Annotated in this window: 4 protein-coding genes; all 4 read right to left on the bottom strand. The window is 73.7% G+C overall.

The window, feature by feature from the left end; all coding sequences use genetic code 11:
- A partial coding sequence (locus VF794_RS10745; RefSeq protein ID WP_331109390.1) for a nucleotide triphosphate diphosphatase NUDT15 occupies positions 1 to 410 on the bottom strand: 410 nt, incomplete at its 3' end.
- A gap of 39 nt (positions 411 to 449) precedes the next feature.
- A complete protein-coding gene (locus tag VF794_RS10740) occupies positions 450 to 1,481 on the bottom strand; it encodes a CHAP domain-containing protein (RefSeq protein ID WP_331109388.1) in 1,032 nt (343 codons plus the stop codon).
- A gap of 59 nt (positions 1,482 to 1,540) precedes the next feature.
- Positions 1,541 to 4,258: a VWA domain-containing protein gene (locus VF794_RS10735; protein ID WP_331109386.1), complete on the bottom strand. Its 2,718-nt coding sequence runs from the start codon at positions 4,256 to 4,258 to the stop codon at positions 1,541 to 1,543.
- Positions 4,255 to 5,988, bottom strand: coding sequence for a BatA domain-containing protein (locus VF794_RS10730; protein WP_331109385.1), 1,734 nt, complete (start codon positions 5,986 to 5,988; stop codon positions 4,255 to 4,257). The genes VF794_RS10735 and VF794_RS10730 overlap by 4 nt, the downstream gene beginning before the upstream one ends.
- Positions 5,989 to 6,145 lie beyond the last annotated feature (157 nt).

Raw genomic sequence — 6,145 nt, 5'->3', positions numbered from 1 at the left:
CCCCGAAGAAAACACGCCACCGCACGCCTGCTCGCTTCGAAGTGGGGCTCGGGAAGCTGGCGAGGGTCGTACCAGCCCCATCCCGCGCACTTGTCAGGCTCCATGACCGTGGGCTCTCCACGGAACTGGTTCGCATACAGGATGACCGAGATGTGGTGCTTCCCGGTCTGCCTGAAGGTCTCGAGATTGTTGGTGAGGGCGATGACCTTCGGGTCCATCAATTCCAGACCCGTCTCCTCCCTCACCTCCCGGATGGCACCTTCCTCGAAGGTCTCGCCCGTCTCCAGCAGCCCGCCAGGAATGGAGTAGAAGCCCTCCTGCCAGCCTTTGCGCTGGCCCAGGAGGATCCGCTCCCCGCGTTGGATGATGACCCCCAGTCCGACCGACGGATGCTCTGTTTTCTGGTTCATGTGCTCCCCAAAGCAACCGTCTCCGGAGCCGCGTGACGGTCAGTCACACTTGTCGGAGCCGCCCTTCTGAGGCGTGCAGCCTCGTGAGCAGGCGGCGGTGGCGGTCACGATTCCGTCCGTGCAGGTGTAGAGGGTGTTCGCATCCGTGCCGGCGAAGCCGTTGTCCGTCGAGGAGCCGCAGTAGGTCCCGTCTGAATACCGGAAGACGTGGCCGCAGGGGTTGCCATCGGCGCAGTAGCCCAACGCCGAGGTGTAGCGCTGTGCCACGCAGTTGGAGCACGTGGACTTCAGGCTGAAGACGCCGTTGCCGCAGCTGTAGACGTTGTCGTAGCTCACCGGGGACGTGACGTTGGCGCGGCAGCCGTACCACGCCTCGTGGTCGACGATGCCCAGACCGCAGTAGTCGCCCTCACCATTGAAGCAGCCACAGTCCGGCAGGTTCGACGGCGGCGGGCTGGCGACCGGCTCAGGGTGGATCCAGCAGAGCACCTTCGACTTCGAGAACCACGACTTCTTGGCATCCCAGCCGGTGCTGCCGGTGGGGGCGTCCATGTTCTGCTGCATGTAGTGGACGTCATCCGCGTCCATGCCGGTGACCACCGCGACGTGTGCGATCGCCAGGCCGTTCAGCTCACCCGAGAAGACGATCAGATCGCCGGGGAGCGGCGCCTTGCCCGTGGTGTCGCGGTAGCCGGGGCCCCAGACGCTGTACTGGGGCATGGCCGCCGCATTCGGGCACATCGCGTCGGCGAGCTCGGTGACGACATTGTCGAGAGCGGGGTGCTGGTAGGCGTCCCGCATGAAGCGATTGCCCAGCTCATCGCACTGGTAATAGCCACCGCCGGAGGGCTGACAGTAGGCGGGAATCCCCATGAACGTGGCGCCGACGACCCCCACCGCCCCAGGAGGGCAGCCATACACCACCAGGTCCGGCGAGCTCAGCGCGGACGGGTTGCTGCTCGTCTCCAGGGGCGCGTTGGGAAGCTCGCGCGGATCCGTGAAGCATCCGCAGAAGAGCGTTGCGAGCGCGCAGGCTTGAATTGCAATGAAGCGACGGGTGGGTCGTGACATGGCGGCGACCTTCTGGACCAGCGGGGTTGAAAGGGAGGCGGTCCAGTATAGGGGGCCGCTCAGCGCCCCAGCCTGCCGCGCGCGCGCTCCCGAGCGGCCTTGAGCGCCGAGTCAACACCGCGCTCCTTCTCGGGCTCCTGGCCCGGCTTCGTCTCGACCGGAGCGTCCGGCGGCCTGCCCCCCTCGGTGGCGTTGCTCGCCGGGGACGGGCTCGGCGCCCGCATTCCGGCCACCGCCCGCCGCGGCCTCGGCGCCGAGAGGAAGCGGCGCACCGCCACCTCCGCCAGCAGCGTCGCCACGGCCAGCCCCACCAACCACGGCGCCAGCGCCACGCGTCCCTCGGACTCCGGCGCCTGCGCGAAGAGGCCCGCCATGGACAGCCGCTCCACGCCGCCGCCCACGGCCGCCACCGCGCGCAGCACCTCCAGGCCCTGCTGGGCGTTGCCGGGCTCGAACTCGGGCGCGTAGGGCAGCGCCACCGGCGGGGCCCGCAGCACCCGCGTCCCCAGCTTCACCACCGGGTGCCACGTGCCACTGCCCGGCAGCGTGTACTCGGCCGCCACCCGGTCCTCGTCCTCCCAGCGCATGGGCACCTCCACCGGAGCGCCCCGCCCGTCCCCTGGCAGCAGCACCAGCGAGGGCAGCGCGCCCGGCAGCGCCTCGCCCGGCGCGAAGTCCAGCGTCACCCGCAGCAGGTTGCCCCGTCGCTCCGAGCGCGCCACCGCCTCGCCCGCCTCGCCCGCGCCCTCCATCGCCCAGCGCACCATGCCCTCCAGGGCCGCGCGCAGGCCGCTCCACGTGCGCAGCTCGCCGGTGAACTCGCCATCCACCTCCGCCATGAGGGCCGCCACCCGCCCCGCCCCGCGAGGCCACAGCGCCAGCACCGGCGCCGCGTTGTCGTCCAGCGTCCGCATCGCCACGCTCGCGCGCGGCCGGAGGTACGTGAGGTTGTAGCCCCCCACCTGCGGCAGCCCCACCGCCGGCAGCCTGCCGAGCAGCGGCAGATCCGGCGCCGCCTCCAGCGAGGTGGGCTCGTCCACGAAGGTGGCCCGTGCCACGGCGATGGTCTCCTGGCTGAAGATGCGCGGGAGGCTCGTCGCGTCCTCGGCGAAGTAGACGCGGCCTCCACCCTTCGCGGCGATCTCCTTGAGCAGCTCCGCGTCCGGGTCCTTCTCCGTGCCCAGGCCGATGACGGACACCGTCACCTTGTCGCGCTGCAATTCCGCCAGCGTCTTCAGGTAGTCGCCCGGCTCCTCCGAGTCCGCCGCGTCCGAGAAGAGCAGCACGTGCCGCGTCGCCTTGTCGCTGCCCAGTATCTGCTCGCGCCCCTCTCGCAGCGCCTCGCCCACGAAGATGCCGCCGCCGCCGCTGAAGCCCCGCGACACCTCGCCCAGCGGCAGGCCCCGCTCCACCGGGCTCATCGGGAAGATTTCATGTGGCTGGGTGTCCACCATGTGCACGGACACCTCGTCCTTCTCGTTGAGCAGCGTGAGCGCGCCCACCACGCCCTCGGCGGCCAGCTCCATCTTCGTGCGCCCGTCCGGCACCTGCACGCCCATGGAGCAGCTGCAGTCCATCAGCACGCTCATGGCCAGCGCGGTGCGGCGCTGCTCCTCGCGCATCTCCAGCGACACCGGCAGCAGCGGCTCCACGGGCGAGCGACGGTACCCCCCTTCCCCGAAGCTGGAGCGGCCGCCCGTCATCACCAGCCCACCGCCGGCCTGCTCCACGTAGGAGGCCAGCGCGTGGAGCCCCGGCTCGCCAAGCCGGTTCGCGTCCACGTTCTCCAGCACCACCGCGCCCACGCCGTCCAGCGCGTCCAGCGTCACGGGGAAGGGCGCGCGCACGTCCACCTCCAGCCCCGCCGAGCGCAGGGCCCGGGCCAGCGTGCCCTCCTGTTGGTCCGTGAGCAGCAGCACCCGGGGCGGGCCCTCCACGCGCAGCACCGCCTGCCCCACGTCGTTCTCCACCACCCCGTCGCCCGGCGCCTCCACCGTCAGCCGGTAGGTCGCCAGTCCCGGCTCGTCCACGAGGTCGCGGAAGGGCAGCAGGTTGGGCCCGGCGCGGAAGTCGAAGGGCCCCTTCACCAGCACGCGGCCATCGCGCTCCAGGCGCACCGTGCCGGTGACGGGCGCCGTGGCCTGAACCACCCCGGTCATCTGGAAGGGCTCGCGCGCCGTCACCGCGGCGGGCACGTCGAGCGAGAGGACGGCGAGGTCCAACGGCGAGTCCTCGCGGGCCACCTGGCGGAAGTCCACCGGGAGGCCACGTGCCGCCAGCCGCCGGGCCGCGCCGCGAGCGTCCGCGCCCGTGGCCCGCCCGTCGGACACCACCAGCACCCGGCCCGTGCGGCCCGGGGGAATGAGGGCCCCCGCCGCGTCCAGCGCCGCCGACAAATCCGACGCCTCGGCGTCCACGGGCCGGGTGAAGCCGCCAAAGCGCCCCGTCTCCGACAGCGGCTGCTCCACCCGGGCCTCGCGCCCGAAGGAGAGGACGCCCACCCTGTCCCCGGGCCGCCGCTGCGACTCCAGCAGGCCCACCAGCTCCGAGGCCACCCGCCCCGCCTCGGCGGGCATGGAGCGCGAGCGGTCCACCACCACCACCACGTCACTGCCCGCGTGGCGCAGCACCCACTCGGGGCCGGCCAGCGCGCCCACGACGAGCAGCAGCAGCGCCCAGCGCAGGACCATGGGCGGGCCGGGGCGCTGGCCGCGCTTCCACAGGAAGAGGCCCAGCGGCACGAGCAGCATCAGCGCCTGCGGCAGGGAGAAGCTCATTTCACCTCCGTGCGACGCGTGAGGTGGAAGTCCGCCAGCAGCGCCGCCAGCAGCACCAGCAGGGGCCAGCACGCCCGGCCCGAGGAAGACTCCCCGCCGGTGTCCTCGCCCGCGGACTCGGCGGGCCGGTCGCCCTCGCCGCGCCCGCGCAGGTCCGACTCGCGCGCGTCCAGCGCGAGCACCTCCACCGCATCCACCGGCTCGCCGTCCCGCTCCAGCACATAGCGGCCGGGCACCACGGGTGGTGGCAGGGTGAGGGCCCCCGCGCCGAAGAGGGGCCTGTCGCCCTCGGGCCCTTCCAGCGTGTAGCGCGCGCCCGCCACCGTCACCACGGCCAGGGGCTCGCCGAGGGAGAGCTGCCGCCGGGGGAAGCCCTCCTGGGCGCGCCGGGCCTCGCGCAGCACGTTGCCCAGCAGCACCGGCCATGCGGGCGTGCGCTGCACGTTGGAGCGGGCCAGGTCCAGGTTGAGGTGCACGCGGCCCTCCTCCTCGGAGAGGAGCACCACGTCGCCCGCCGTCACCAGGGGCCTACCCGGAGGCGCCTCGCCGCCGGCCGCCCAGCGCACGCCGCCCAGTTGTACGTCATCCAGCAGCGGGTGGCCCTTCTCCGCGAAGAAGGGGCCCACGAAGGTGCGCACGGTGCCGCCCGCGCCCACCGTCACCCGCGCGTCCGAGCCCCTCGGCCCAAGCACCCATGCGCCCTCGCCGGGCCCCTGGGCCACCTCCGGCGACACCGAGAGGAAGCGCTCCAGGGCCGAGCGGGCCGGGGCGTCCAGGTCCTCGGCCAGGGCCACGCGTACCCGGCGCTCCGGCGCGGGCGGTAGACGGGCCTCGCCGTCCTCGGGCAGCGCGTCCGGGGGCAGGGACACCTCCACGTCCCCCGCGTTCTCGAAGGTGAGGCGCAGCGTGGCCGCGCCCTCCCCGGGCAGCCGCACGCGCTCGCGCCGCTCGGTGCCCTCCTTCGCGCCCGGGCCGGGCCGGGCCACCACGCGCACCTCCGTCTCCTCGGGCCCCGCGCCGAAGCGCGCCACCCGCAGCGTCACCGTGGCCGTGGCGCCCTCGTCCCGGCGCCACGCGGACACCAGCGCCACGTTGTCCCGGGGCATGCCCAGGGCCGTCCACCGCACCGCTCCGGGCACGGCCACCCCGGGCGCGGGTGGGGCATCGGTGAAGAAGTGCACCCGCCTGCCCGGGCCCGCCAACTCCTGGGCCCACAGCAGCGTGGGCGCCACGTCATGGTCCGCCCCCAGGGCGCGGAAGGACTCCAACGAGGCCAGGGCCCGCGAGGGCTCCACCTCCGGCCCCGCCAGCACGCGCGGCACCGTGCCGCTGGCCAGCACCGTCACCTGGGTGGCCTTCTCCTCCTCCACGCGCCGGGCGGCCTCCTCGCGCACCCGCTCCAGCACCGGGCGCCCGTCCGGCCCACGGGCGGACAGCGAGAGGCTGCCGTCCACCACCAGCACGAGGTGCCGGGCCCGCGCGGCCTCGCCCAAGCGCACGTCCGCGAGGAAGAGGGCCGCGGCCACCACCGCCAGCACCTCCAGCAGCAGCGAGGCCTCGCGGGTGAAGCGCTCGAAGCGCGGCCCGGCCTCGGCGCGAGGGCTGGGCGTGCGCCACAGGAAGAGGGCGCTCACCACCACCGGCTTCTGCTTGCGCCGGAGGAAGTACGCCGCCACCAGCGGCACCAGCGCGCCCAGCGCCAGCAGGCCCCAGGGGAAGCCGAAGCTCATACCGCCCCCGCGGGAAGGAAGAGGGGCCGCAGGGCTCCGGCCACCAGCACGCGCAGGGACTGGGGCGCGGGGGCCACCAGGTGCATCGCCCGGGCCCTCCTCGCCGCGGCCCCGAGGGCCTTCTGGTGCTCGGCGAAGCGCCGCGTATAGGCGGCCA

The organism is Archangium sp. (genome assembly GCF_036389735.1).
Lineage (GTDB): Bacteria > Myxococcota > Myxococcia > Myxococcales > Myxococcaceae > Archangium.
This window is presented reverse-complemented; position numbering and strand designations above follow the sequence as displayed.

Coding starts and splice junctions, on each gene's coding strand:
- VF794_RS10740 (WP_331109388.1), bottom strand. CDS start 1,481: ATGTCACGACCCACCCGTCGCTTCATTGCAATTCAAGCCTGCGCGCTC.
- VF794_RS10735 (WP_331109386.1), bottom strand. CDS start 4,258: ATGAGCTTCTCCCTGCCGCAGGCGCTGATGCTGCTCGTGCCGCTGGGC.
- VF794_RS10730 (WP_331109385.1), bottom strand. CDS start 5,988: ATGAGCTTCGGCTTCCCCTGGGGCCTGCTGGCGCTGGGCGCGCTGGTG.